The organism is Serratia sp. CY55921 (assembly GCF_052167655.1).
GTDB classification, from domain to species: Bacteria; Pseudomonadota; Gammaproteobacteria; order Enterobacterales; family Enterobacteriaceae; genus Serratia; species Serratia ureilytica.
This window is the reverse complement of record NZ_JBJNMU010000001.1, coordinates 1,204,335-1,229,646: the sequence shown is the minus strand read 5'-3', so window position 1 is coordinate 1,229,646 and position 25,312 is coordinate 1,204,335. Positions and strand designations below refer to the sequence as shown.

Genomic DNA, 25,312 nt, shown 5'->3' with positions numbered 1-25,312 from the left:
AAAGCGAAGTTGTATATCAGGCGTCATCATCCGGTTCGAGCGAACGCGGCGGTTGGGAAAGGTGGAACACCATCACCTTGTGAACGACTGTAGCGCAGCGCGGTGGCAAACGCAACGCCCGGCAAAGCTGGCGAGAATGCATAATCGGATTGATACTGAGTGAGTCTATGATGGACAAGGATATTTGCCGCTAACCGACGGATAGGCTGAACGGAATCACGCCGGCCGGCTGCACCGGATCCGTGGGTGTCACAATGGGAGTCAACATGCTCGAGCCATGCTTCCCCGAAAACGAAGCCGAACGCCTGTCGGTATTGGATTCGCTGAACGTGCTGGATTCGAACTCAGTAGAAAAGCTGGATCGCATCACGCGGCTAGCTGCGAAATATTTCGGCGTCACCATTGCGCTGGTGTCACTGATCGACCGCGATCGTCAATGGTTTTTATCACGCTATGGCCTGGATGTCCGGGAAACGCCGCGCAACATCTCGTTCTGCGGCCATGCCATTCTGCAACGCGAAGCGATGGTGGTGCCCGATACCGCGCAGGATCCGCGCTTTTTCGATAACCCACTGGTGGTCGGTGGCCCGCGCATCGGCTTCTACGTCGGGCAACAGCTGCTGTCCCTCGACGGGTTGCCGCTCGGCACGCTATGCATTATCGACAGTCACCCGCAGCCGTTTCCTCAAGATAAACTGGCCGACCTGCGTGACTTCGCCGCGGTGGTGGAAGAGTATCTGCAGAGCATCGAACGCAACGTCTATACCGAAAACCTGAAATCCGATCTGCAGCGCACGGAGGCGTTATTCGAACAGACTTTCTCTCAGGCGGCGGTAGGGATGGCGCTGGTCTCGCTGCAAGGATATTGGCTGCGGGTGAATCCGCGCATCTGCGAAATGCTTCAGTACTCCGAGCGCGAGCTGATGGATCGCACCTTCCAGGACATTACCTATCCGCTCGATCTCAACACCGACCTGGAAAAGCTGCAGCAGCTGCTGAAAAATGAAATCAGTACCTATTCGATGGAAAAACGCTATTTCCGCGCCGACGGCTCGATCGTTTGGGTGCAGCTGACGGTGGCGCTCAATCGTTTGCCGAACGGCAAGCCGGACCATTTCATCTCGGTTATCGTCGATATCAGCGAGCGTAAAGCGGCCGAGGCCGATCTGTTCGCTCTGCAACACGAGCTGGAACAACGCGTCGAAATCCGCACGCAGGAGCTGAACGTGGTGGTTAAAAAGCTCAACGAAGAGATTGAGACCCGGGTGCTCGCCGAATATCAGCTCAGTGCGGAGAAGGAGCGTCTGCGCGCCATTACCGACAATATGCCGGCCTTAATCAGCCAGATCGACGGCAATGAACGCTACCTGTTCGCCAACAGCGCCTATAAGACCTGGTTTGGTCTGGAAGAGGCCAGCCTGCAGGGCATGACGGTGCGCGAGTTCATGGGGGAAAGCGTGTATCAGATGGCCCGGCCGATGATCGCGCGGGCTTTGGCGGGCGAAATGGTCAGCTTCGAAAATGAGCTCCAGACCCAGCAGGGGCTGCTGATGATCCACACCACGCTGGTGCCGTGCGAAGCTCAGGGGTTTTATATTCTGTCCATGGACATTACCGAGTTGAAGCGCCTGCAGCAACGGTTGGAGTACGATGCCACGCACGACATGCTGACCGGATTGACCAACCGCCGCGCCTTCCTGCGTCGGTTGTCCGGCACGCTGCAGGCCTGTTGCGAACAGCGGCAAATGGCGCTGGTGTTCATCGATCTCGATGGTTTCAAAGCTCTCAATGACAGCTATGGTCATGACTTCGGCGATCTGATCCTCAAGACGTTCGCCAGGTTGCTCAGCGCCTGCGCCGGCGAGCGCCATAGCGTCTCGCGTCTGGCCGGTGACGAATTCACGGTGATCCTGTGGCCGTTGGCGGATCCGCAGCGCGAGGTCAGCGAATTTTGTGAAAACGTCTTGGCGCGGCTGGCCGATATTTCGCAGATCGGGCAGCAGACGGTGAGTCTATCCGCCAGCCTGGGAGCGGCGATTTCCTCACACACTGACGTGACGGAGGAGATGCTGTTGACCCGCGCCGACGGCGCGATGTATCAGGCGAAATCGGCCGGAAAGGGCACTTATGCCATCTGCGAGTTGTGAGCGTGAAACGGTGACCGTCTCAGGGTAAGCTGTTTTCTTCTTTCCTATGGGCAGAACTCCGGACTTATTGCATGGCGTCTAATCATCAACACAAAGACTGGCTGGAATTGCGGCGCGATGACGAAACCGGCATCGAGAGCGTCAATGCCCACTTTCAGGGGCATGCCTACGATCCCCACGATCATGACGAAATGCTGGTGGGCGTGACGCAGCAGGGTTTACAGCGTTTCAACTGCCATCGTTCATTGCATACCAGCCGGCCGGGACGCGCCATGCTGATCGAGCCTGGCGCGGTGCACGATGGTCATGCGCCGCAGGCCGAAGGGTTTACCTATGCCATGCTTTATCTGCCGCAGCATTGGGTTTCCGACGCGATGAACCGCCGCGGATTAGGGGACGCTTCAGTGCTGGAAGGCGCTTTCCACAGCACGTTGACCGACGATCCGATGCTGGCCACCGCGATACAACAGGCTTTTTTTGCGTTGCATCAGGGGGAAGGCCGGCTGGCGCGCGATCAAAGCCTGGACCAACTGCTGACGCTTTTGGCGCGGCATATTCGCGTCAGGCCGGCTTCCCAAAGCGATGATGCTTTGATTGTGATGAATCGCTTACGGGACTACTTGCACGAGCACATGGCGGGTAATCCCAGCCTGGATGAACTTGCGCTTCAGTGCGGTCTGGACCGCTTCCGCCTGACTCGCCAGTTCACCCGGGCTTTCGGCCAGTCGCCGCATGCTTATCTGGTCCGGCTGAGGCTGCGGGCCGCACGCTTGTTGTTGGCGCAGGGGGACGAGCCGGCGCAGGTCGCGATGCAGGTGGGCTTTGCCGATCAGAGCCACTTGGGCCGCTGGTTCCAGCGCGCCTACCGTTTATCGCCGGCGGCCTATCAACGTCAGTGCACAAACGTTCTATACCGCTGATTCACTCATCGCCGATGATGCGCTTTTAACAGCACAACGGAGTAGAGCGGAACATGTTTGATACCAAGATAGCGTTTATCGTACGCGACGATCTGCAAACCTGGCAGCGGCTGAATGTGGTGGCCTTTCTGGCGACGGGCATCGCCGCCGCTGCCCCGGAAATCATCGGCGAGCGTTACGTGGATGCGCAAGGCAGACGCTACGGCGGCATTTCAGGGCAACCGATGCTGATTTTTGCCTCGGACCTGCCGGGCCTGCAAAATGTGCATCGCAAAGGGCTGGAGCGGGAATTGACGTTGATCCCCTATGTGCACGCCATGTTCGCGACCGGGCACGATGAAGCCAACCGGCAGGTTTTTCTCGCAGAAGACGCGGACAATCTGGATTTGGTCGGTCTGGCGCTGCGCGGACCGAAGAAAGCGGTGGATAAGGCGATAAAAGGCCTGGCGCTCCATGCCTGAGAATGTCTTTGCCTGGTTTACCGAGTGAACGCACGAAACGCTCGAGCATGTCCCGGAGGGTGACGCGTTTCCGATACGGTGCTTACGCCTGGAACGTCTGCAGCCAGGCGACGAACTTTCTCACGACCTCATCGTCCCGATCGCGCAGCAGCAGGGAATAAACGCCGGTTCGGATAGTCAACGCCGGGAAAGGCGACACCAGCCGGCCGGACGACAGATGCTTGGCGCAGAACAGGTAAGGCACGACGGCCAGCCCCAGGCCGTCTTCGGCCGCCTGAATGGCGGCGAAGGTATGGTCGAGCGTCAGCGGCGGCGGCGAGGCATCCAGCGCCGTCGGGTAGGTATTCAGCCAGCTGTGCCATAAATCCTCACGGGCGCGGATGCGGATGGCGGTATGCCCGGCCAGCTTACCGGGCGCACTGACCGGCATGGCGCGCAAGTAGCTCTGGTTGCAGACCAGCAGGCTTTCCTCCTGCAGAAAAGGGATCGCTTTCAGCCCGGAGAAGTGCGCGGGATCGCGCCGGATCGCCAGATCAAACGGCGTATTGCGATCGACGGCCCCTGTGCTGGTGGTGATATCAATCGCGACCTCCGGATGAATCTCATTGAACGCCGCCAGCTTCGGCATCAGCCAGTGCATGGTGAACGTCGGCAGGCTGTGTACCACCAGCCGCTGCCGGCCGGCGCTTGCTTTCAGTGCGCTTTCCGCCGAAAACAATTCGCTTATCACTCGGGACGCGGTGCGGGAAAAGTTCTCACCGGCCTGCGTCAGCCGCACGGATTTGTGTCCGCGATAAAACAGCGTGATCCCCAGCTGTGCTTCGAGACTGCGAATATGGCGGCTGACCGCGCCGGTGGTGAGAAACAGCTCATCCGCAGCGGCGCTGAAGCTGCCGAGACGGGCGGCGGCTTCGAAAGCGGACAGGTGCGGCAGGGAGTGGATTTTTTTCATAGGTTGAGTCTAGCTCAACCAAATGGGGGAAGAAAGATCGTTTGTCAGCCTTTGATTTTGCTCACTATGATGAGGCATCTCCTTCTGATTGCTGAGTTTATGATGCGGATCTTTTGGCTATCGGTCATGCGTGTTAATGGCGTTATTCTCCCCCTGCGGTTGGCAGGGAGGCGGCGCTGAAATGCGGGTTTTTTATCTGCTTTGCGTGAGCCGGGCGGGTCTGTGTCTGGGCACCATGATGTTCGCCGGCGCGCTGCCGACCATCAGGAGCGAGTGGCAGCTCGACGCCGCTTCCGCCGGCACGGTGCAGACGGTGTTCAGCCTGACCAACGCCCTGGCGTTGCTGGTGGCCTCCTGGTGGTGTGATTCGTTGGGCGCCCGCCGGGTTTATCTGCTGTTCTCCTGGCTGGGCGCCGCTGCGTTGATGCTGTTCGCCGTATTTGCCCATTCTTATCTCAGCGCGTTGGTGTTGATGGCCTTCGTCGGTTTGACGCAGGGCGGGGCTTATACGCCGGCGCTGCTGTTGGCGATGGGGATGAACGGTCCGGCGCGGCGCGGTTATGCCATCGGCATGGTGCTGGCGGCCAGTTCGTTGGGGTATTTTCTGTCGGTTTTCATCGCCGGTTGGAGCGCCATGCGCTGGGGCGCCGGCGTGGCGTTTTCTCTGTGCGCCGCCGGCGCGTTACTGGGATCGTTGGCGGGATCGTTGGCCCTGGTCGGTTATCGGGAACCGCAGTCGCGCACGCTGGGGAGGAAGACGAAACGTGAGAGCTATGCTATCACCTATGCGACCCTGCTGTTGCTGATCGGGTATATCGCCCACAGCTGGGAACTGCTCGGCAACTGGGCCTGGGCGCCCAGCCTGGTCAGCGAGGCGTTGAGCGGTTTCTCTCTGGACCCGCTCAGCGCCGGATTGATCGTCGCGGCGGTGATCCACCTGGCCGGCATGATCGCCACGCTGATTGTCGGCACCGTTTCCGACTATTTCAATCGCGCGTCGGTGCTGATGTTTATGGGCGCCGCCGGCGCATTGGGTTCGCTGCTGATGGGAGGGTCGGCGAACTGGGGGCCGGGCTGGACGCTGCTGCTCGTCAGCATCGGCAGTTTCTTTATTCTCGGCGACTCCGGCGTGCTGTCGGCCGCGATGGCGGACAACGTACCGCCGCAACAGCTCGGCAGCGTGATGGGCTGGCGATCGTTGCTGGGGTTCGGCATCGGTTCGTTCGCCCCTTTCTCCTTTGGCGTGGTGATGGATACCACCCACAGTTGGGGCGCGTCTTATGCCGTATTGGCCTGCGGCGGCGGGGTAGCCTGTCTGGCGGCCTGCTTGCTTTGGCGACAACATTTGAAATGAGGTACGGACATCATTAAATGAATGGAACATCATCACGCATTGTTATCGTGGGCGCCGGGATTGTCGGGGCATCGATCGCCTATCATCTCGCGCGTCAGGGGCAGCGCGTTATCGTCGTTGAGCAGGCGCATCCCGCGGCGGGGGCCACAGGCAGCTCGTTCGGCTGGATCAGCGAAGGCGTGCCAGAGGGCGCTACCGACGTGTTTCTGCGGCGCGAGATCGTGGCTGACTGGGTGCGGCTGACGCAGGAGATCCCGGAATTGTGGGTGAATTGGTCCGGCGCGCTCAGCTATGGTCAGGCGCCGGCGACGCAAAACCCCGACAATCGGCGTCTGTCCTCCGCCGAGGTGATGGCGCTGGAGCCGGCGCTCGGGCTGCCCGATAGCCAGGCCTATTTTGCGGCGCGCGATGGCGCGGTCGATCCGCAAGAAGTGACACAGCGGCTGCTCGAACGGGTAGGCGCGTTGGGCGGCGAGTTGCTTCTGGGACGTGCGGTCAGCGGATTTCTGCGCGAGGCCGGTGGTCAGATAACCGGCATCGTTACCGAGGAGGGCGCGATCGCCGCCGAACGGGTAGTGCTCGCCTGCGGTACGGGGATCTCGGCGCTGCTGGACGGCAGCGAATTCTCGTTGCCGATCGAGGCGTCGCCGGCAATTTTGTTGCGCTATCACGCGGCGGCGCAGGCGGTGAACACGCTGATTGCGGGCGACGACATCGAAGCGCGTCATGCGCAAAATGGCGATCTGCTCGCGGCGGAGGATTATCCTGCGGGCGGCGATGTCAAACGCGTGGAAGAGGACGCGCGATCGGCGATTCAAAACCGCCTGCACGGCTCGGCGCCATTGCAACTGCAGGCGTGTTCGGTGGGGCTGCGCCCCAGGCCGCGCGACGGTTATCCCATCCTCGGGCCGCTGGGCGCCACCTGTCTCTATGTGGCGGTGATGCATCCGGCCGTGATGTGCGCTCCGACGTTGGGTCGGCTGGTCAGCGACGAGCTGTTGCACGGCGTTAATCCCGCCATTCCTCACGGTTACCGCCCGGCGCGATTTATTGATGATGGGGGTGAAGGGGGGGATATCATCGCGATTGCCGGTCGGTTCGCGCTGGATACCGCGCAGCCGCCGCTCAGTCTTTATCCCTATGCGCCGGTTTATAAGATAGGGGAGCACATCCTGAAGCGCACCCGTCCGACGTCGGGCGAAGCCCAGGCGCTGGCGGCGTATCTCACCGCGTTGCGTCGTCAGGGCGTTGACGTCGTGGCGCCGACGGCCTGTCCGCAAGAGATAGCGGGCAGTATGTGGGTGGTTTATCCCTTTGTGGCGGGAGAAAAATATGCGGGCCGCGATGAGCAGATTATCGCGGCGGGCAGGCTGTTGGGAAGGATCCACGCGTTATCTTCGGCAAACAATAACGCCGGGCTGGCGGTTTATGACGAGTATGCACTGACTGAAGACGATATCTCGGCGGATCTGGCCGAGATCGCCAGTCATGCGGCAAGCCAGGGGCTGACGCTCGACATCGAGGCGCTAAAAACGCGTATGCTGCAGATTGCCGGGCGGCAGACGGCGCTTAGCGCACGGGATCTCCCTTGCGTGGAAACGCCCTATGACTTTAAAGCCGATAATCTGATTTATGTCGCGCAGGATAGGCCAGTGCTGATCGACCCCGATAACGCGCTGTTTTTGCCGCGCGTGTTCGATCTGGCTCTGGTCCTGCTGCTGTTCCACAACGCGCTGGACTCGGCGCCCGACCGCGTGTTCACCGTACGGGAATGGCGGCTGTTTTTGACGGGGTACGGTGAGTCTGTCGCGTTGACGGCCGGCGAAGTGCAAAGCTGGCATCAGGCGGTAGAGCATCTGTTTCTCGACGAAGTCCTGTGGCTGATGGCGGACTTTGCCGATGGCTGGCGCGATCCTCGGCAAACGGCGCTGTTCTTCTCTCTGATCGGGCTGCTGGATAATCTTTCCGACTACGGATTAACACCGTAATGCGCTCAACGTTGCAGTGGTTTTTTGCGCCGTTGGCGAGGCTCTTATATATTTATTAGCATGCCTGAGGCAGGTTAGGCATGAAGCGGTGGCCGTACAGGCCGCTGCAAGCACGACAGTTAATCCGTTCGCCAAGAGGCTGCGAGACGGTGCTTTCGGTAGGGACAGCCGCCAAACGTTTTTACGGCGACCGAAGGCGGAGCAGCTACTCACAGGTCACGAGGACACTTACCATGCATAAGAGAACACTGGCGTCACTGCATTACGAAAACATGCCTTACGATGGGGTGCGCTTTCATATTTTGAAACGGGAGACGCCGGGCCATACGGCGTTGCTGAAGCTGGATGCGGGCAGCCGACAACCGGCGCGTTTTCATCCGGGATGGGTGAAACTGATGGTGCTGAGCGGTGAACTGAAGGTTGACGATCAGACGCTGCAACCTCATGAGATGTTAATCATTCCTGCCAATACCGCCTATACGGTAGAGGCCATAACGGAAGTGATTTGTCTGGCGATTTCCGAGCTGGACGGCGCCGAACTGGCCCGTTGACGTATTGACAAGAAGGGATAGCGGAGAGCCTAGGCGCTCTCCCTATCCCTTCAGCATTGAGCCGCCCCCCAGGCTAAGCTACCTGCTGACTAGGCATAAACCTCCTGATTCAATCCACCGCGCTTTCCCTTTCCATCACTTTCGGCCTCCGTCGCCCCCGCAACGTTGCCGCCATTGTGCAGCGCATGCACAATGTCATCGCCCCGTTACCACGCAGAACGATGAAATGTGGGTGTCATAGTGAGTTTATTCGCATAAGGCCCCTGGTGTGGCTTGCGAGAACGTCACTATATGGAGGATCATGCGGCCTCTCTATCAAATAAAAGACATTCGCGTTATCAAAAGGGACAAACGACCATGGGATTCGAAGTCGACAACGCCGAAACGAAACGCATCAACCTCAGCAGCCACGAGAATTCCTCGTTCGAGGTGACAGGGCTGGTGAAACACTATCCGGCAGGCTTTGTCGTTCCTTTCCACTCGCATAAACGTTGCCATTTGCTCTATTCGCAACAGGGAGTGATGGCGGTCGAGGCGGGCAGCGGGCGTTGGATCGTGCCGCCAACCACCGCAGTCTGGCTGCGGCCGGGGGTGGAGCATCAGCTGGTCATGCAGAGCAATATCTGCGTTTACGGGATTTTTGTCGATGAATTCACCGCCGCGCGGTTGCCGTTGCGCGACGGCGTTTTGCAGGTGTCACCGCTGCTGCGGGAGCTGATCGCCCAATTGGCGACGCTGGCGCCCGAGGGCGAGGAAACCAAACGCCACGCGCTGCTCAGAGCGCTGTTCCTCGAGGAACTGAGCCTGCAGCCGCAGCTGGCGCTGCATCTCCCTTGGCCGATGGAAGCGAGAATGGCAGCCATTTGCCGGCAGTTGGTTATCATGCCGTCCGACGATCGCGGCATTGAGATCTGGGCGGATTCACTGTCGATCAGCGCGAAAACCTTCCAGCGTCACTTTACTCAACAAACCGGCATCACCTTTGGCCAGTGGAAACAGCGTCTGCGGCTGCTGTCGTCCATTCCGCTGCTGTTGGCCGGCCACTCCATCATACACGCCGCTTTCGAAAGCGGTTATGAGAGCCACAGCGCCTATTCGGTGGCGTTTAAAAAACTGTTTGGCGTTTCGCCTTCGCGCTTTACGCTATAGCCGTATTGCAGAGCGCGCTTCTCCTATAGATTGAAGCAACCTAATGACGTATAAAGCAAAGCAGTCAACCTCCGAGGCCGCTTCCCGTGATAAAAATTGTCGTGTACCTGATTATCGCCGTGACGATCGCCATTATTGCGGCAAGAGTCATCTTTCGTTTGCCGGATATTTCCCAACGTTCACCGCAGGCGGCATTGCCGGCGGATCCTGCCGCGCTATTGCCGGCGCGAGCCGCCGAACAGATGGCGGCGCATCCCGGCCTGAGCGGCGTGGTGCCGCTGGTCAGCGGCCACGATGCGTTCGCCAGCCGCCTGGCGTTGGCGCGGATGGCGGAAAGGTCGATCGATGCCCAGTACTATATCTGGCATAACGACACCTCCGGGCAGATCCTGCTGAAAACCCTGTATGACGCGGCCCAACGCGGCGTGCGTGTGCGGCTGCTGCTGGACGATAACGGCGTCGCCATGGATGAGACGCTGGCGGCGCTGAACGCGCAGAAAAACGTCGAGATCCGTCTGTTCAACCCGTCTACCGTGCGTACGCCGAAGCTGGCCGGTTACGCCTTCGACTTTATGCGCATGAACCGGCGCATGCATAACAAGTCCTACATCGTCGACGGCGCCGTGGCGATCATCGGCGGCCGCAACATTGGCGATGAGTATTTCCAGGTCGGCGACGAGAACTATTTCCTCGATCTCGACGTGTTGAGCGTCGGCAGCGTGGTGGCGGAGACCGCCGATGTCTTCGATCGCTACTGGAACAGCGCCTCGGTATTCGGCGTTGAGCAAATTATCCGGGGCCAGGGCAACCTCTCGGCATTCCTGACGCAGGCCGCCGCAACCGAAACCAGCGAGCGCGCCCGTAAATTGGCGGTGCAGCTGGAAACCAGTGCGGTGCGCTTTCGTGATGGCGCCGTGCAGCCGGAATTCACCCAGGTAGAGCTGGTAGCCGACGATCCGGCGAAAGGATTGGGCAAAGCGTCGCGCGATCGCTTGATGGTGACGCAGCTGGGCAAGATCATCGGCGGTGTCAGCCGGCAATTGGATCTGGTCTCCGCCTATTTCGTGCCGGGGCGGGAAGGGGCAACCTTCTTTGAATCGCTTGCCAAGCAGGGAAAATCCATCCGCGTACTGACCAACGCGATGAACACCACCGACGTGCTGGTGGTCCACGCCGGCTACGCCAAATACCGGCGTGAGCTGCTGCAGGCGGGCGTCGAGCTGTTCGAGCTGAAGCTGCGCGCCGGGCAACCGACGGGGCGCAAGGAACTCAAGCCGCTGGGGCTGTCCGGTGCGGCGCTGCATGCTAAAACCTTCGCCATCGATGACAAACGGGTGTTTATCGGCTCGTTCAATTTCGATCCGCGCTCGGCGCACCTGAACTGCGAAATGGGATTCTTGATCGATAGCCCGTCGCTGGCGGCCGACACCCGCCAACTGTTTGATGGCCCGCTCGAATACGCCGCCTATCGGCCGGTATTGACACCCGAAGGCAAAATGGTGTGGAAAGAAGCCTTCGAAGACGGCCACACTGAGGTGCACCAGCAAGAACCCGGTGCCGGCTGGGTAAAACGCATCGTTCTTACCGTGGCCGGCTGGCTGCCTATCGAGTGGATGCTGTAACGCCGGCGAAAGCCGTCGCCACCCGGTGTAACAGCCGTTGCAAGGGAACCTCGCCCGCGATGATTGCGATGAGGCGCGCATCCTCAAACAGGGCGAGGGAGGGCACGGATTTGATGCCGAACGCAGGGGCGACCGTCGGCGCCTGCGCGACGTCAATGCGGCCGAAGGCGATCTCGTTGGCGTGACGGTGCAGCTGTTCAACGATCCCCTGCATATTCTGACAAGGGCGGCACCAGGAGGCGGAAAAGTAGAGGATGGCCCGCTGCCCCTCGGGTTTGTCTGCGTCATAGAGGAAACGGGTCACCTCATGGGGCTCTGCCAGGTTCGTGATCGTCATGGCAGGCTCCTGACGATCTCTATCCCCATCCAAATCATCGTGACGATTTGCGTGAAAAAGAAAGCGAAGCGCCAGGTGGCGACTTTCTCCGTCTGCTCGAAACCGATGTGAACCAGACTCTGCGCCATGCGCGCGCCGAGCAGGACCAGAGACAAGACATTCAGCGTCGTGCTTTCCACCTGAAATGCGGCTATCGCTACAACGAGGGCGGTATAAACCGGCAAATTTTCAATGCAGTTACGATGCGCCGCAATGGCGCGCTGGTAGCCATCGCTGCCCTGCGGTTTATTCGCTTGCCATTCGCTGACCGTGGCGCGGCCGGTTAAAATTCGGGACCAGCGATAAACGCCGACGGTGCCGAATAGAATCAATAATGTCCAGCCGGCAAACGCCAGCAGTACCAGGGTTGGCATATTCATAACGCATTCTCACTTGTGTTGGGAAAGAGCCTGCGGCCTCAGGGAGAGCCGCTCGGCTTGAATACAAGGCTATATTAGAATTATATAAATTAGCAATAACTAATTTAATGGATGCTAATGTAATGCTGTGCCGGCGCCTGAAAGCCGCTATAATGCGGCTGAATGATGACGGGGCCGTGATTGACCATGAATGCAAAAGCTAAGCAGGATCCCTTTTTGAATGAAGGGGCGATTGAGGCCGCCAGGCTGTTGAAAGCGATAGGCAACGAACACCGTTTGCTGGTGCTTTGCCTGCTATTGAAACACGATGAGATTGCCGTGGGGGAGCTTCAACAGTTGGTGCCGCTCAGCCAATCGGCGCTGTCGCAGCACCTGGCGAAAATGCGCAATGAAGGTCTGGTAACGTACCGACGCGAAGCGCAAACCCTGTTTTACCGTATCGATAACCCAAACGTGGCGAAAGTGATCGCCACGCTCAGAGAGATTTACGCGCCGAAGTGAGGGGGCCGGCGATCGCCGCTTTGACGCCGGCGGAGTGCGTCGGGACTAGCGCACTTCTCGCGTTGCGGCCAACAAGGCTTGTAACGAAGGCGCTTCGACCAGATTCTCGATGCAGGCCATCAGTTTTCGCGCATTGAGGCGTAATCCCTCACTGGGTGATTGCGCACAGCAGTGAAGAAATTTCTCACGAATATCCTGCATGTCGGCCGGATTCTCCGGCCAGCCGCGGCCAAACTCGGCCTCGAGCCGCAGCGTATCACCCTGCTCCGGCGTGATGTGTAGTTCGAAGCGGTCAAACCTATCGAAGGCATGTTGTTCATGAACTTCGATACGCTGCGCCAGAGCAACGACCGTAGGTTCTGTCGCTGAAGCCGCGCTGAATTCACGTGCGCTGGCCTGGCCGCGCAGCAGCGCGTTGGCGATGATGTAACGCGCGCTGAATTGCGCATCGATTTCGGCCGTTTTCTGCGGCTCGTATGGCGCGCCGCAGACCATGCGCATGGTCGGCGAGGCATGCAGAGTGATCTTCGCCCGTGCGGGATCGGACAACTGCCGATGCGGGCCGTCGTTCAACAGCGCTTCGGTCAGCGCCAGCAGAATGCTGCAGTGCGGGTAGAGTTTGAAACAGGTCGCTTCTTCACCCAGAAAGGCGGTGCCCAAGTGGTGGGTCAGCAATCCCAGGTCGGGTTCGCCCGGGGCATAGAGATTGAAAAATCCGTTCTCGCCGCTCAGGACGCGTTTAGGGCCACTTATTCCAGCCTGCGCCATTAAAACCGCTTCCAGCGCATGGCGAGCCACCAATCCCTGGCTGATACGTACAGCCAGCGTCTTGTCCTGATAGTGTTGGAAGGTGCCGATGCCAAAATCGAAAGCCAGGCCGATAGCGTCGGTAAAGGCGTGCAGGTCCAGGCGCAACAGGCGGGCGGCGATCGCTGCGCCGGAAAACAGGCCGAGGATGTTCGAGTCGAATCCGCGGTAGAAAAAGCCGTTCGCCTGCGCGGCGAGGTTGATGCGTTGAGCGAAGTCTTGCCCAACGGCCAACGCAGCCAAGGTGTCGAGGCCGGAAGCACCCGACAGTTCCGCAGCCGCCAAGGCCACAGGAATATCCGAGGAGCTGGGGTGCCAGCCAGGAGAAAGCACGTCGCAATAATCGAGCGCGCGAGCGCGTACGGCGTTGACAAACGCCGCCTGCGGCGCGGCGAGCCGCTCTTCGCTGCCGATAATGCTGGCTTCGGCGCTGCCGCTCCAGCGTCTGGCCAGCGACAGCGCCGCGTCAACGCCGCTTTGATCGTAGCCGGCGGCGAGACAGCCAAGATTATCCATGAGCCGTTTACACTGGAATGCCAGGACGGCGGGGGGAATCATGCACGCATCTACCTGCGAAGCGAAAGCGATCAATTCTTCGATCGGGTCGACCGATAATTTTGTCATGTTCATTCCTCGTTCAGTCGTTCAGGTGACTTGTTCAGCACGGCGTTTCCGGCCTGAGGATGCAGACGGAAACGCGGATGCAGCATGATCAGCAGCCACACGGTCATCACGATGCTGAGTAATCCGGCACACAGCATGGCGATCCCGAAACCATCGGCGAAGGCGCTGTGCGTCAGCGCTTGCATGCGGCTCGCGCTCAATGCATCAACGGCCGTTTGCTGTTGTTCGATGACCGCCGTCCGGGCGATTGCGGCGGCCTGTTCCACGCCTTGCGTTTGCAAAGCCGCAGTCAAGGTGGTCACCGCTTTCATGCTCATCAGCGTGCCCAACAAGGCGATGCCCAGCGTCATGCCGGTTTGTCGCAGCGCGTTCATCGTTGCCGACGCCATCCCGGAACGTTGCGGCGCGACGGTGCGCATCACCAAGGCGCTTGTCGCCGGCATGGACAGCCCCATGCCGAAACCGAGCAGGGCCAAATAGAGCGCCACCAGAGCGTAAGGCGAATCGGCGTGCAGCTGCGTCAGCAACAACAGGGCAACGCCCATCAGGCCATAACCGACGATCATCAGCGAGTTCACGCTCAGTTTGGCGGACAGGCGGCCAAAACCGGAAGCGGCCAGCGCCATGGCGAGAAATTCCGGCGCCATGCGCCAACCGGTGTCGGCGGGGCTCCAGCCCTGGGCTTGTTGCAGGAATAGCGAGACGAAGAAGACGCTGCTGTAAGCGGAAAAACCGAGTACAAAAGAGGCGAGGTTATAGCCGCTAAAATCGGCGTTGCGAAACAGGCTCAGCTGCAGCAAGGGGCGTTTGACCCGCGTTTCCACCCAGAGAAATAGCGCAAACAGCGCCAGGGCGGCGTACAACGGAAAACGCGATTGCACACTGTGCCAACCGAATTCTCCGGCGGCAATCAGCCCGTAGGTCAGCGCGCCAAGCCACAAGATGCTCAACCCTTGCCCCAGCGGGTCAAGCGCAGCGTGCTCAGGATGCGAGCTTTCTCGCAGCCCCCAACCGCCCAATATCAACGCGACGATCCCGACCGGAATGTTGATCCAGAATATGCCTGGCCAACCGGTGGTATGCACCAGCAAGCCGCCCAAAACCGGGCCAATCACCAGCGAAAGGGCATTGACCGAAGACCAGATCCCGATCGCGCGGGTGCGCAACTGCTCCTCCGGAAAAGCATGAGTCAATAACGACAATGCCCCAGGGATAACGGCTGCGCCGGCGATCCCTTGTATCACCCGGCCCGTCAGCAGCATGCCGAGAGAGGAGGCGAATGCGCAAACGATCGAACCGACGGTAAACAATGCAACGCCGTACAGCCAAATACGCTTACGGCCAAATCTGTCGCCCAGCGGACCGGAGGAAAGGATTAACGCGGAAAGGCAAAGGGCATAGGCGTCAACGACCCACTGCAGGCCCGACATGTCGGTTTGCAGCGATTCCAGCATCGTGGGCAGCGCCACATTGACAATGCTGATATCAAGCGACGCCATAAATGTACCCAGACAGATGGCGGCAACGAGCGAAATCCTGCGCATACCGGACATAGTGGGGCTCCTTATTGAGATGGGGGTGATAGTGAAAACTATTCTCATCCTATATTATGACTGACCGTCGGTCAATGGAGCGTAAATATTGATTTCACTGAGATAGGCCGGCTGGTCAATGGCAACAACATTGGTTACGATGGCCGCTGGACTCCTAGTGGATGTTGATATGAAGACAAAAGAGAAGATGAAAGAAACACAGCCTCGAACCAAACCGGCGGAAGTGCGCTTGGATGAATTGATGGATGCGGCGCAGAAGCTGTTTATCGAAAAAGGGTTTGAAGCGACCACCATCAGCGATATCGTCCGCGACGCCAACGTCGCCAAAGGGACCTTCTACCACTATTTCCCGTCCAAAAATGAAATGTTGTCCGCTTTACGTATACGTTTCACCAATCACTTTATCGAAAAAATTCAGCTGGCTATCGATGAATGCGCGCCGGATGACTGGTTGGCGCGTCTGAGAGCCTGGTGTGATGCCGGCGTGGCGACCTATTTTGAAGGCATGGAACTGCACGATGCGTTGTATCACGATCATCATTATCATACCCGAGGCAATCAGGATCGTGATGCCGTGCTGGAGCAGATCCTGACGATTTTAAACGATGGCGCAGCGGCGGGCGCCTGGCGTCTGGAGAATCCGCATCTGACCGCCATCTTGATGTATCACGGCATGCATGGTGCCGTGGATGACGTCATGGTCAACCCCGACGCCGACCGCCAAGGGCTGGGGTCCGCGCTGGCGCAGGAATTCATGCGTTTGCTGGGATGTCGCTGATCGTTTACGGCGCCGCCTTGAGCGACACCCAGTAACCGGGCTGATACGGAATGGGAAGAAAGCGGGCGAAGAGTTCAGCAAAAGTCGCTTCGGGATCAACGCCGGCGAACAGCGACGGATGGAACCAACTGGCCAGACGTTCGATCGCGACGAAATTAAAAGGGTGATCGTAAAACGGGTGCCAGATGGCGTACGCCTGTCCGTTCTTTGCCGCGGCCAGGGTGCGATAAGCCGGGCGTCGCATCAATTTTTCCAGCCGCGTTTTTGCCAGCGTCAAATCTGCGCCTGGCCCAAGGTTGATCCAGTCACCATGGGGCGAGTAATGACTCCAGTTGCTGCCGGTCACGACGATCTTATCGGGCCGGGAAGCGATCACCGTTTCCTGACTCAATGCGCCGTAAACGCCGTGAATATGCGTCTGAGCCAAATTGAATCCTCCTGCGCTATCCACCATCTCGCCGTAGTTGCCATTGCCCCAAGACAGGCAGCAATCCTCGTATAATCCGGCGGCGCGCTCCATCATTATGCGTGGGCGCGGCGGAGCCCGTTTCATCAGCGTGTCGCGGATCGTATCGAGATGACGCTGGCGGAAGCGAATCAGGCTATGTGCACTTTGCGGATTATCAAACAGCTGCCCCATGATGGCGATGCTTCTGGCGCTGTTGTTCATCAGGCCGATGCTCATATCGACAAACACCACGGGGATGTTCGCCGCCGTAAGCTTAGCCATCAGGCCGCTCGTTTCCAGCACAGAACGCGTATTCGCGTTGAGCAACATGGCTTCGGGCCGCAAGGCGATCAACCTTTCCAGATCGAATTGCATTTGCTGCACGCCGGCGAAGGCCGGCAGCTTGGCCAGTTCGGGAAAATAGCGCAGATACAGCCGGTAACTGTCCAGGTCGGCGGTGCGGAAATTGTCTCGCCAACCCACCAGTTTTTCCATCGGCGCGCGTGGGTTGAGCGCCGCAACGGTATAAAACAGGTTGCCTTCCGCCAGGAAAATACGCCGCAGAGGATAGCGTAAAGTCACCGTACGCCCGACGATATCGGTCACGATCTGTGTATCAGCCTGGGCGCGCAGAGAGCGTGAAGGCGAAGAAAGTGCCAGCAAAGCGGCCACCTGAAGAAAACGTCGTCTGTGCATCAGAAATACCAGCTTATCGAACCGATGATGCGGCGTTCGATGCCGATGCTGCAGTAAGGCGCACTGGTGCAACTGGCGATGTAAGATTTGTTGGTCAGGTTGTTGACCGTCAATCCCAGCTCCAGATTATACAGACGAGGATCCCAGGCACCCGGCGTATAGCGAACGGTCATATCGCCGAGCCAAACGGCGGGCACTTTGAAGGTGTTGGCGCCATCTCCCCAACTGGCCCCCAGGTAGCGGGTACCGCCACCGATCAGCAGCCCCTGCAGCGGCCCTTTAGTAAAGCGATAGTCCAGCCACATCGAGCCGGTCTGCGCCGGAACCCCCACCGGATGTTTCCCCTGCGTGCTATCGTTAGCCTCAGTCACGACGTTGTTGACCCAGGCATAGGACAGCATCAGATTAAGGTTATCGGTCACCGCCGCCCGTGATTCCAGCTCCACGCCGCGAGAACGCACTTCACCCGTTTGGGTGTAATAACTGGGATTAAGGGGATCGATGGTGTTCACATCGCGCTGCGTCAGTTGGTAGACCGCCAGGCTGGTCATCGTTGCGCTGCCGGGTGGCTGCAGTTTCATCCCCATCTCATACTGAGTGGAATGGGTTGGCTTGAACGGCGTGCCTTGAGCGTTTGTGCCGGTCAACGGATCGAAGGCGGTAGAGACGCTGGCCCACGGCGCCAGGCCATTGTCGAACGGGTAGCTCAACCCGGCGCGATAGCTCCAGGCTGCGTCATTGGTTTGCGTTTGAGTATGGGCCAGATTGTCACTGGTACGCATGCGTGACCAGTCATGACGGCCGCCCAACAACAAATGCCATCCGCGCCAGCTGGCTTCGTCCTGTCCGTATAAGCCCGTGCGCTGGAAGCGTTGCGTTGTCGACGTGCGTGAAACCGGGATAGGTTCGAATGAAGGGCGGTACTGTTCGGACCAGGGATCAAACGTCACGGTTTGCGATCCCCACCAGTCTTTATCCAATTTACCGGCCTGAAAGTCGATCCCGGCCAATCCCTGATGGACGATGGCGCCGGTAACGAGTGTCGTCTCGGCCTGGTTATCCATCACGATGCTGTCCGCCTGACTCGGTGCGTCCTGATAAACCGCCGTCAAAAGTCCCTTGTCCGGCGTGATGTCGCGCGTAAAATCGCGCCGCACCGTCGAGTCTACGTGGGAATAGCGCAGGTTTTGCTTTAGGCGCCAGCGATCGTTCAATTCGAATTCAAGCAGCGAGGTCATATCGTATTGCGTACGGCTCGAGTGCTCGTGCGCGGGATCGCTGTAATTTCTATCGGTATCTATCTTGCCGTGCGGATTGGGCAACAGCCCCAAAACCTGGGCGGGAAGGGTGTTGTAATAGCCTGATTGGGGTTCGCGAAGATAGTGAGCCAACACGGTCCAGCGCGTGCGATCATTGGGTTGCCAGGTGATTGCGGGCGCCAGAAAGAGGCGCTTTTGCCTGGTGTCTTCGATCTGCGAACCGCGCGTGGCCGCCAGGCCATCGAAGCGGTACACCCACCGTTCGTCATCGGTCAGCGCGCCGGTGGAATCGAGGCTGAGGGCGTGCGAGCGGTCATTGCCGACATCCCATTTAAGCTGATTCGACTCGGCGGTGGAAGGGCGTCGGGAAATCATATTAATTACGCCGCCGGCGCCCCCCTGGCCGTATAACGAGGATGAAGGGCCATGCAAGACTTCAACGCTTTGCACTCCCCAGGTTTCAATTTGCGGTCCCCAAATGCCGGTATTGCCGATGACGCGCAATCCATCCAGGTAGTAGTCGGCCTCAAAACCGCGCATTTTGGCGAAGTCCACGCCGCTGGAAAAGGCGCCGAAACGTTCCACGGCAACGCCGGCGCTGTAGCGCAACGCCTGGCTAACCGTGTCGGCCGACTGCACGTCCATTTGCTGGCGATTGACCACCGAGACAAATTGCGGCACGTCGACCAACGGTGACCGGGTTTTGGTCGCCACCGTCGCTTGCTGTGCGGCATAACCCAGTGGGGCATTGTCTGAGGAGGAACCCTCTGCGACCACCCAGATCGACTCTTCATCGGCCGCCAGGGTCAGGCAGGGCATCATGCCCAGCAATAACGGGCAAAGATAAGCCTTCCGCAGGCGAAATCCGTTGAATTTATTCAAAAAAAATCCCTCTTTAAGTAAGAGTCTCGCTGCGAGGGCGGGAGTCTGGTCATCTCAGGCAAGCGTTAAAATACTCATTGACCGACTGACGGTCAATATGAATAATTATCAATACCATTTAACGATTGGATAACATTATGAAGACTCTGGATGATTTGTTGGCGCTGTTGGCTGAGGTGGGGGTACCTGAAGATGTGCTGCAAGAGGCGGATGGCAGCTGGCAGTTGCGTCAAGATTTAGCACTCAGTTCGGCGGAAACGGTGGCATTGCAAGCCCTGCTGAAAGCCCGCTGTGTTAACGCGCCATCGCTGTGGGGAGGGCGAGACTATTCATTAGAACAGCTTATTTCTGAAATGTCATAAGCAAGTATAAAAAAAGTATTATTTATAATGTGTTGTTTATAAAGGAGATTAAAACGACATGATAGGGGTGAAACATAAGATCTACAAATAATTAACGCCAAGGTAATTGACTGACGGTCGGTCATGGTGTTTGATGTCGGCCAGAAAATGAAGTGTTTTTGAGTCCGTTTTGCTTTTCATTCTGAGCCAATACAGAAGTGATGGCGCCGCCTGACCGAGGTGCCGAAAGCTGTTTGTTTAACGAATTGTGATTGAGAAAGATAACAGTCAAACAGTGAGTTAACTCATTATGGAGTCGCTATGGTTAGTGTTGAGGATTCGATCAACCAACGTTTATTGCTGGCCCTTCAACAACATGGACAGCGCCCGGCGCTTTTTGAACACGGGGAGGTTTACACTTACGACTGGCTGAACGGTGCGGTGGCTTCAGCCGCTTTGAAGCTGTGTCAATTGGGCGTTGTGAAGGGCGATCGGATCGCCTATCAATTGCGCAACACCCGTGAAGCGGTTGTCATCATGCTCTCTTCGTTGATGCTCGGTGCGATCCCGGTGCCGATATTACCCTCTTATCGAGAAAAAGAGCTGAGGCACATTCTGCATCTGACGGCGCCAAAAGTATTTGCCCTGCAGCGAGGTTCCCGTCGCTATAACCCACTTGCCGCTTTGCAGACGCTGTTGGCCGAAGGTCTCAATATCGATGTGATATTGGTCGAAGACTACGATGACGCCGGGCACGACACTCGTTACCTAAACCTGCAACATTTCTGTTCGCCTTTGACGCCCGCGCCGCCACTTCACGCCGCCACCATGACGCCGTCGGATACCGCCGTCATGTTGCTCTCGAGCGGCACCACCGGTTTACCTAAAGCGATTGCCCGTAAAAATGGCGGCTACAGCTATATGATCGAGTGCGGCTGTGACGTGTTTGCTTTAGACAGCCATTCGGTCTATTTCGCCGCGATGCCGGTTTCGCATGGGTTTGTCATCAATTGCCCCGGTATACTCGGTACGCTTTCTCGCGGCGGCGCCGTTGCGCTCGCCGACGCCCCGTCGGCGGAAACGGCGTTGGACGTGATCGAGCAATGCGGCGTGACACACACCACGCTGGTGCCTGCGTTGCTGTCTCAATGGAGCGAACTGCAGCGGCAAACGCCGCGCGACCTGACGTCTTTGTGGCATGTTCAGGTGGGTGGCGCCAGGGTGACGCCTGAGCTAGCGGCCTCCGCCTCCCGCAACCTCGGCATTACCCTGCAGCAGTGCTATGGCATGAGTGAAGGGCTGCTGTGTTTTAACTCGATTGACGATGATGACACTCTGCGATTCAGCTCTCAGGGCCGGCCGTTGAGCCCGCATGATGAAGTGCTGATCGTCGACGAAAACGGCCGTCCTTTGCCCGTGGGCAAATCAGGCGAACTGATCACCCGCGGCCCTTATACGCTCACCGAGTATTACCAAAATCCCCAGGCGAATCGTAGCGCGTTTACGGCGGACGGTTTCTACCGTACCGGCGACCTGGCGCACGTCGATGCCGCGGGCAACATTTTCATCGACGGCCGCGTAAACGACTCGATCAACCGCGGGGGAGAGAAATTCAGTCCCAATGAGATAGAGGAGTTGGCTGAACAGCATCCTGCCGTGGTGCGAGCCGCCTGCGTTGGTATGCCGGACGATCTCTACGGTGAGGTGCCTTGTCTGTTTGTCACCAGCACAGATACCACTCTGACTCTCAGCGCATTGCGCCGCTTCTTTGAGAAAGAAGGGCTGGCGGCGTTCAAGGCGCCGGAGCGGCTGATTGTCATCGATACCATTCCGATGAAAGGGATCGGCAAGATAGATCGCGTGACGTTGCGCGACATGCTGCGCCAGGAACAGACGGTCAAAAATACGGCGGGGTTGAACTCATGACGCCATTGCGCACGTCTCTCGGTTGCGTGGTGAGGCTCAGCCGCCCATGCAGTTCACCGGTCAGCAAACAATTGGTCGTATTTCCACATGCCGGCGGCGGCGTTGCGTTCTACCAGCACTGGCGTGATCTGCTGCCGGACGAGGTGGATCTGTTCATCGTGCAGTACCCCGGCCGAGAAGACGCGCAAGACGCGCCGGCTTGGGAAACGGCGCAGCGAGCCATTACGCGCTGCGTTGATGCGCTGCATTCTTCGCTGGGCATCGCGCCGGTGGTGATTTTCGGTCATAGCATGGGCGCGCTGTTTGCCCTGCAGGTTGCCGCGGCGTTACAAGCGTCGCGTTTTAACATCGACGCCGTGTTGTCGGCCCAGCGCGCCCCCTCTGAACTGAAAATACTTCAACAGGAAAGCCTGCGGCAAGAGGTGTTGGGCGACATCCTGACATTCAGTGAAAGCAGCGGCGCACTGTCGCTGGATGAGATCACTCGCCCGCTTGTCACCCGCTTGATACAGCAAGATCTACAGCTGTTGGGCGCGCTCAGCGCAGAACCTTTGCCCGACATGCAGCCACGCATTTTGGGCGGTGATAACGATCCGTTGGTTAGCCGCGCCGCGCTGTCGCTGTGGGAAAAAGAACTCCCCGGCAGCCGGGTGCAATTCCTCGCGGGCGATCACTTTTATTTCGCGCAGGACACCGCTGCGTTTCTCCGCCAGCTGCTCCGGTAACGCTGGCTTATTTGTCAACGTATGGCTTTAAAGGAACCTCTGATGAATTTTGAGCTGTTTAACCCACAGGATTGCGCACCGGATACGGAGAAAGCCTTCGCTCTGTTCCCCCAGTTGAAAAAATTCTATGCGACGTTAGGCAATACTCCGCTGGTTGAAGTGCCGTCGCCAAAGGGAAAGGCGTCGATTTACGCCAAGTTTGAGTTTGAGAATCCGTTTGGCTCGGTGAAAGACCGCACCGCGTTCGGTCTGTTTTGCGATGCCATCAATCAACACGACTTCGCCGCCGGTGAATTGAAGTTGCTCGATTCCTCGGGGGGCAATATGGCGAAAGCCCTGGCCAAGCTTGGCAATATGTGCGGGATAGCGGTGCAAGTGGTGATCCCGGATTCGTCTCCGCAACCGCTTATCGACACGTTAAAAGCCGATAAAGCCATCGTTACTCTGGTCGATCGCAATCAGTTCCTGCTCGGCGTCATTGCACGCAGCCAGCAGATTGCGCATGAAGATGGCAGTTGGACGCTGCTTTCTCAGCATCTTAACCTGGTCAACACCGCCGTACATCAGCATGCGACGGGCGCAGAGATTCGCCGGCAGCTGGAGGGTGAGCGCATCGACGGTTGGGTATCGGCGGTAGGGACCGGCGGGACCTTGTCGGGGGTGGCCGCCGCGTTGCGTCAGGATAACCCACAGCTGATCGTGTGGGGCAGCACGCCGCGCGAACTGCCTTACGGTACGCTGTCTGCGCCGAACGGTGAACCTAAATTTGCCGGAGCCGGCGGGTTGGGCTTCGGTTTCCGTCAGCCTTTCATCAGTAAGTTGATGCCGCAGGAACCGCCTTTCAATCCGGTTTCCTATCGGGAAGCGCTCAGCGCGATGCACGAGTTCCATCAGTTGACCGGCGTTAAAATCGGCGCATCTTCCGCCGCCAACTGGAAAACGGCCTGTAAGCTGGCAGAAACGCTGAGTGCGGATCAACGGGTTGTCACACTCTTTGCCGACGCCGGTTCCGATATCGATCGAGAAAAAGGGCGCGAGTGGTTCAAACAATCTGAAGCCTTGACCGTTTAACAACGTCTAAAAGGAATATTTCATGGAAATTATACAGGGCAATAATAATGTATTGTCTGAGCTGATCGCGCTTGGCGATTATGTTCGCCAGTTAATAAGTTCAGGTAAAGAGGCCAACGATATTGAGCATATTTTGGCGACGAAAGAAGGCTATAACAATGCCACCGTGCTTTCCGTTATCGAAATGGCAAATATTACCTTTAAAGCAAAAGCGGATAATGTCCCTAACGTTGGCGATGCCAATTCACATATCGATCGGTTGGTGGATAAGCAGGGGCATGATATCGGCACGATGAAGGGTCAGGGGTGGAAAATCGCCTCACTGCCGGACGACAGCGTGGTTTCCTGGTACCACGAGACGGCCGAGACGCCGCTGGGGCGAATCGAAACCGCCGGCATTTGGAATTCCAGTGCGATTTGGGCGGGGCAATGGCAATCGTTGTTCGCCGCCGGCGTTAGCGGGGATGTCATGGGGAAGATCGGCGTTCGTCAGCTCTATCAGGATATTCCGCGAGAAAAATATCTGACGCTGATCGTCCTATTGCCGCTGGATCAGATTAAAAGTTTAATTAAAAAATAATTTTATCAAACACACACAATATCCATTACGAGGGATAGGTATGCACACGTCGGTACACTGGGATGTCATTATTATCGGCGCTGGCCCCATCGGGCTGGCCGCCGCATGGAATTATGCGCGAGAGCATCGCGACCATAAGGTTTTGGTCCTGGAACAACATGCGCTATTTACGCAACTGGCCGGCACCAGCGGGGAGGAGCGCCATTGGCGTTTGCAATATTCGGAGCTGGAAATATTCCGCCTTACCCTGGAGGCCGACAAATTGTGGCGGCAGTTGGAACAACAGGCGGACAGAAAACTGATCCACCGCATTGGCAGCCTATGGTTCGGCGATGCGGATGTCTGGACCAATGAGGGGCAAATCCGCCAAACCATGCTTTCAATGGATGAAATGAGGTTGCCTTATGAACGTCTGACGATGCGTGAAATCGAACGGCGCTATGGTTTCACCGGCTTGGACAGCAACTATGAAGGTTTCTTGCAGCAAGACGGCGGCGTGATCGACGTTAAAGGCACCCTGGCGTCGCTTTACTCGCTGGCCAGCGAAGCCGGCGTGGAGTTCCAGTTCCAGCAATGTGTGAAGGCAGTGGAGCCCGATGCTCGGGGCGCAACGGTGCTGACGACGCAAAACCGTTATCGCGCCCGTAAAGTCCTGGTTGCCAGTGGGCCGGGCAGCAAGAAACTGCTGCGCCAGTTGGATATTGAACTTGCGCTTTCTACCTATGAGATGGCCTGCATCAGCATGCTGCGCAGCCAGCGCCTGGGAGCCAACGATCCCTTCTGGTTTGCTTTCCAACCGCCGGTGGAGAGCGACAGCAACCTGTTTTATGGCTTCCCGCCCAACCCTTGGTCCGTCAATGGGTTTGATCGGCTGGGGACCGATTTCGAAGTGGATCCGATCACCGAAGCCAATGCGCCTGGCTATAGGGCAAACCCGCAGCACGTGGAGCGCGCGTTGGAGTTTGCCCGCCGGCATATGCCGTTCCTCGAACCGGATAAACAGCATTCCGCTGCAAGCTGTCTGGCCGTGTTGCCCACCGATCCGGCGCGCCAATTCTATCTCGACAGCGCCAAGGGCCGCTGCCACGGCGGCGAACATCTGGTGGTCTCGGCAGGGGGATGGGCGTTCAAATTTACGCCTCTGATGGGGCAAATTTGCGCCGATCTGCTGGCGGAACGAGAGCCCCGTTGGGACATCAGCGCATTGCGTTTCTGAGCGGA

The 25,312-nt window shown here is 58.2% G+C and carries 23 protein-coding genes and 1 riboswitch; of the genes, 16 read left to right on the top strand and 7 right to left on the bottom strand.

The features are described 5' to 3' along the window. Positions 1-10: 10 nt before the first annotated feature. Positions 11-86: riboswitch (Fluoride riboswitch) on the bottom strand. Positions 87-266: 180 nt separating this feature from the next. The 3 genes from ACJ8M3_RS05800 (at position 267) to ACJ8M3_RS05790 (ending at position 3,528) form a co-directional block, all read left to right on the top strand. Further along, a complete protein-coding gene (locus ACJ8M3_RS05800; protein WP_089197053.1) occupies positions 267-2,147 on the top strand; it encodes a diguanylate cyclase domain-containing protein in 1,881 nt (626 codons plus the stop codon). Between the two features lie 71 nt (positions 2,148-2,218). Beyond that, the gene (locus ACJ8M3_RS05795) at positions 2,219-3,067 is read left to right on the top strand and encodes an AraC family transcriptional regulator (protein WP_060660719.1); all 849 of its coding nucleotides are present in this window, start codon (positions 2,219-2,221) and stop codon (positions 3,065-3,067) included. A gap of 53 nt (positions 3,068-3,120) precedes the next feature. After that, positions 3,121-3,528, top strand: coding sequence for a DUF2000 domain-containing protein (locus ACJ8M3_RS05790; protein ID WP_060660718.1), 408 nt, complete (start codon positions 3,121-3,123; stop codon positions 3,526-3,528). 82 nt (positions 3,529-3,610) lie between these two features. Here ACJ8M3_RS05790 and ACJ8M3_RS05785 read toward each other — a convergent pair whose 3' ends face one another. Next, on the bottom strand, positions 3,611-4,480 hold the full coding sequence (locus tag ACJ8M3_RS05785) for a LysR substrate-binding domain-containing protein (RefSeq protein ID WP_069100166.1): 870 nt from the start codon (positions 4,478-4,480) through the stop codon (positions 3,611-3,613). A gap of 181 nt (positions 4,481-4,661) precedes the next feature. On the opposite strand from ACJ8M3_RS05785, the gene ACJ8M3_RS05780 reads away from it, so the two are divergent. The 5 genes from ACJ8M3_RS05780 to ACJ8M3_RS05760 all read left to right on the top strand — a co-directional run bounded on the left by ACJ8M3_RS05780 (position 4,662) and on the right by ACJ8M3_RS05760 (position 11,144). Continuing rightward, positions 4,662-5,834: an MFS transporter gene (locus tag ACJ8M3_RS05780; protein ID WP_232094350.1), complete on the top strand. Its 1,173-nt coding sequence runs from the start codon at positions 4,662-4,664 to the stop codon at positions 5,832-5,834. 17 nt (positions 5,835-5,851) lie between these two features. Continuing rightward, entirely contained in the window at positions 5,852-7,822 is a 1,971-nt protein-coding gene (locus ACJ8M3_RS05775) for an FAD-dependent oxidoreductase (RefSeq protein WP_158524120.1), read from the top strand. 233 nt (positions 7,823-8,055) lie between these two features. Further along, positions 8,056-8,373 carry a cupin domain-containing protein gene (locus ACJ8M3_RS05770; RefSeq protein ID WP_033643078.1) on the top strand — a complete coding sequence of 106 codons (318 nt, stop codon included), beginning with the start codon at positions 8,056-8,058 and terminating at the stop codon, positions 8,371-8,373. Positions 8,374-8,730: 357 nt separating this feature from the next. Then, positions 8,731-9,522, top strand: coding sequence for an AraC family transcriptional regulator (locus ACJ8M3_RS05765; RefSeq protein WP_089194759.1), 792 nt, complete (start codon positions 8,731-8,733; stop codon positions 9,520-9,522). An 86-nt stretch (positions 9,523-9,608) separates the two neighbouring features. After that, entirely contained in the window at positions 9,609-11,144 is a 1,536-nt protein-coding gene (locus tag ACJ8M3_RS05760; protein WP_069100165.1) for a phospholipase D family protein, read from the top strand. Here ACJ8M3_RS05760 and ACJ8M3_RS05755 read toward each other — a convergent pair. Together ACJ8M3_RS05755 and ACJ8M3_RS05750 are read right to left on the bottom strand one after the other, a co-directional pair. Next, a complete protein-coding gene (locus ACJ8M3_RS05755) occupies positions 11,125-11,481 on the bottom strand; it encodes a thioredoxin family protein (protein WP_050594418.1) in 357 nt (118 codons plus the stop codon). The two genes, ACJ8M3_RS05760 and ACJ8M3_RS05755, sit on opposite strands and share 20 nt — an antisense overlap. After that, the gene (locus tag ACJ8M3_RS05750) at positions 11,478-11,900 is read right to left on the bottom strand and encodes an MAPEG family protein (RefSeq protein ID WP_033650398.1); all 423 of its coding nucleotides are present in this window, start codon (positions 11,898-11,900) and stop codon (positions 11,478-11,480) included. Before ACJ8M3_RS05750 ends, ACJ8M3_RS05755 begins: the two co-directional genes overlap by 4 nt. Before the next feature lie 186 nt (positions 11,901-12,086). Between ACJ8M3_RS05750 and ACJ8M3_RS05745 the strand changes: the two genes are divergently transcribed. Further along, entirely contained in the window at positions 12,087-12,401 is a 315-nt protein-coding gene (locus tag ACJ8M3_RS05745) for an ArsR/SmtB family transcription factor (protein WP_042784504.1), read from the top strand. A gap of 45 nt (positions 12,402-12,446) precedes the next feature. Here the strand turns inward: ACJ8M3_RS05745 and ACJ8M3_RS05740 are convergent, their stop codons facing one another. Together ACJ8M3_RS05740 and ACJ8M3_RS05735 are read right to left on the bottom strand one after the other, a co-directional pair. Then, on the bottom strand, positions 12,447-13,832 hold the full coding sequence (locus ACJ8M3_RS05740; protein ID WP_089197693.1) for an MmgE/PrpD family protein: 1,386 nt from the start codon (positions 13,830-13,832) through the stop codon (positions 12,447-12,449). Between the two features lie 2 nt (positions 13,833-13,834). Beyond that, positions 13,835-15,376 carry an MFS transporter gene (locus ACJ8M3_RS05735; RefSeq protein ID WP_227711507.1) on the bottom strand — a complete coding sequence of 514 codons (1,542 nt, stop codon included), beginning with the start codon at positions 15,374-15,376 and terminating at the stop codon, positions 13,835-13,837. Positions 15,377-15,554: 178 nt separating this feature from the next. Between ACJ8M3_RS05735 and ACJ8M3_RS05730 the strand changes: the two genes are divergently transcribed. Then, complete coding sequence (locus ACJ8M3_RS05730; protein WP_089197056.1) at positions 15,555-16,163, top strand: TetR/AcrR family transcriptional regulator; 609 nt, start codon at positions 15,555-15,557, stop codon at positions 16,161-16,163. A gap of 4 nt (positions 16,164-16,167) precedes the next feature. On the opposite strand, the gene ACJ8M3_RS05725 is transcribed toward ACJ8M3_RS05730, so the two are convergent. Together ACJ8M3_RS05725 and ACJ8M3_RS05720 are read right to left on the bottom strand one after the other, a co-directional pair. Next, a complete protein-coding gene (locus ACJ8M3_RS05725; RefSeq protein WP_089197057.1) occupies positions 16,168-17,307 on the bottom strand; it encodes an ABC transporter substrate-binding protein in 1,140 nt (379 codons plus the stop codon). Beyond that, positions 17,307-19,448: a TonB-dependent siderophore receptor gene (locus tag ACJ8M3_RS05720; protein ID WP_089197058.1), complete on the bottom strand. Its 2,142-nt coding sequence runs from the start codon at positions 19,446-19,448 to the stop codon at positions 17,307-17,309. The genes ACJ8M3_RS05725 and ACJ8M3_RS05720 overlap by 1 nt, the downstream gene beginning before the upstream one ends. 137 nt (positions 19,449-19,585) lie before the next feature. Here ACJ8M3_RS05720 and ACJ8M3_RS05715 point away from each other — a divergent pair, with 137 nt between their 5' ends. From ACJ8M3_RS05715 to ACJ8M3_RS05690, 6 genes are all read left to right on the top strand, one after another. Beyond that, positions 19,586-19,810 (top strand): hypothetical protein, encoded by a 225-nt coding sequence (locus ACJ8M3_RS05715; RefSeq protein WP_033643087.1) that lies wholly within the window; start codon positions 19,586-19,588, stop codon positions 19,808-19,810. Positions 19,811-20,110: 300 nt separating this feature from the next. Further along, positions 20,111-21,715: an AMP-binding protein gene (locus ACJ8M3_RS05710; RefSeq protein WP_060660713.1), complete on the top strand. Its 1,605-nt coding sequence runs from the start codon at positions 20,111-20,113 to the stop codon at positions 21,713-21,715. Beyond that, entirely contained in the window at positions 21,712-22,440 is a 729-nt protein-coding gene (locus tag ACJ8M3_RS05705; RefSeq protein ID WP_033643089.1) for a thioesterase II family protein, read from the top strand. The genes ACJ8M3_RS05710 and ACJ8M3_RS05705 overlap by 4 nt, the downstream gene beginning before the upstream one ends. Before the next feature lie 42 nt (positions 22,441-22,482). Further along, positions 22,483-23,511: a PLP-dependent cysteine synthase family protein gene (locus ACJ8M3_RS05700; protein WP_033643090.1), complete on the top strand. Its 1,029-nt coding sequence runs from the start codon at positions 22,483-22,485 to the stop codon at positions 23,509-23,511. Positions 23,512-23,533: 22 nt separating this feature from the next. Beyond that, entirely contained in the window at positions 23,534-24,091 is a 558-nt protein-coding gene (locus tag ACJ8M3_RS05695; protein WP_442514628.1) for an allene oxide cyclase barrel-like domain-containing protein, read from the top strand. 40 nt (positions 24,092-24,131) lie between these two features. Continuing rightward, positions 24,132-25,307, top strand: coding sequence for an NAD(P)/FAD-dependent oxidoreductase (locus ACJ8M3_RS05690; RefSeq protein ID WP_033643091.1), 1,176 nt, complete (start codon positions 24,132-24,134; stop codon positions 25,305-25,307). Positions 25,308-25,312 lie beyond the last annotated feature (5 nt).

What these genes read in the sequence shown, in the direction of transcription:
- ACJ8M3_RS05765 (WP_089194759.1), top strand. Translation starts at nt 8,731, where the DNA reads ATGGGATTCGAAGTCGACAACGCCGAAACGAAACGCATCAACCTCAGC.
- ACJ8M3_RS05745 (WP_042784504.1), top strand. Translation starts at nt 12,087, where the DNA reads ATGAATGCAAAAGCTAAGCAGGATCCCTTTTTGAATGAAGGGGCGATT.
- ACJ8M3_RS05710 (WP_060660713.1), top strand. Translation starts at nt 20,111, where the DNA reads ATGGTTAGTGTTGAGGATTCGATCAACCAACGTTTATTGCTGGCCCTT.
- ACJ8M3_RS05725 (WP_089197057.1), bottom strand. Translation starts at nt 17,307, where the DNA reads ATGCACAGACGACGTTTTCTTCAGGTGGCCGCTTTGCTGGCACTTTCT.
- ACJ8M3_RS05690 (WP_033643091.1), top strand. Translation starts at nt 24,132, where the DNA reads ATGCACACGTCGGTACACTGGGATGTCATTATTATCGGCGCTGGCCCC.
- ACJ8M3_RS05775 (WP_158524120.1), top strand. Translation starts at nt 5,852, where the DNA reads ATGAATGGAACATCATCACGCATTGTTATCGTGGGCGCCGGGATTGTC.
- ACJ8M3_RS05735 (WP_227711507.1), bottom strand. Translation starts at nt 15,376, where the DNA reads ATGCGCAGGATTTCGCTCGTTGCCGCCATCTGTCTGGGTACATTTATG.
- ACJ8M3_RS05790 (WP_060660718.1), top strand. Translation starts at nt 3,121, where the DNA reads ATGTTTGATACCAAGATAGCGTTTATCGTACGCGACGATCTGCAAACC.
- ACJ8M3_RS05730 (WP_089197056.1), top strand. Translation starts at nt 15,555, where the DNA reads ATGAAGACAAAAGAGAAGATGAAAGAAACACAGCCTCGAACCAAACCG.
- ACJ8M3_RS05795 (WP_060660719.1), top strand. Translation starts at nt 2,219, where the DNA reads ATGGCGTCTAATCATCAACACAAAGACTGGCTGGAATTGCGGCGCGAT.
- ACJ8M3_RS05750 (WP_033650398.1), bottom strand. Translation starts at nt 11,900, where the DNA reads ATGAATATGCCAACCCTGGTACTGCTGGCGTTTGCCGGCTGGACATTA.
- ACJ8M3_RS05785 (WP_069100166.1), bottom strand. Translation starts at nt 4,480, where the DNA reads ATGAAAAAAATCCACTCCCTGCCGCACCTGTCCGCTTTCGAAGCCGCC.
- ACJ8M3_RS05700 (WP_033643090.1), top strand. Translation starts at nt 22,483, where the DNA reads ATGAATTTTGAGCTGTTTAACCCACAGGATTGCGCACCGGATACGGAG.
- ACJ8M3_RS05705 (WP_033643089.1), top strand. Translation starts at nt 21,712, where the DNA reads ATGACGCCATTGCGCACGTCTCTCGGTTGCGTGGTGAGGCTCAGCCGC.
- ACJ8M3_RS05695 (WP_442514628.1), top strand. Translation starts at nt 23,534, where the DNA reads ATGGAAATTATACAGGGCAATAATAATGTATTGTCTGAGCTGATCGCG.
- ACJ8M3_RS05770 (WP_033643078.1), top strand. Translation starts at nt 8,056, where the DNA reads ATGCATAAGAGAACACTGGCGTCACTGCATTACGAAAACATGCCTTAC.
- ACJ8M3_RS05740 (WP_089197693.1), bottom strand. Translation starts at nt 13,832, where the DNA reads ATGACAAAATTATCGGTCGACCCGATCGAAGAATTGATCGCTTTCGCT.
- ACJ8M3_RS05800 (WP_089197053.1), top strand. Translation starts at nt 267, where the DNA reads ATGCTCGAGCCATGCTTCCCCGAAAACGAAGCCGAACGCCTGTCGGTA.
- ACJ8M3_RS05780 (WP_232094350.1), top strand. Translation starts at nt 4,662, where the DNA reads ATGCGGGTTTTTTATCTGCTTTGCGTGAGCCGGGCGGGTCTGTGTCTG.
- ACJ8M3_RS05755 (WP_050594418.1), bottom strand. Translation starts at nt 11,481, where the DNA reads ATGACGATCACGAACCTGGCAGAGCCCCATGAGGTGACCCGTTTCCTC.
- ACJ8M3_RS05715 (WP_033643087.1), top strand. Translation starts at nt 19,586, where the DNA reads ATGAAGACTCTGGATGATTTGTTGGCGCTGTTGGCTGAGGTGGGGGTA.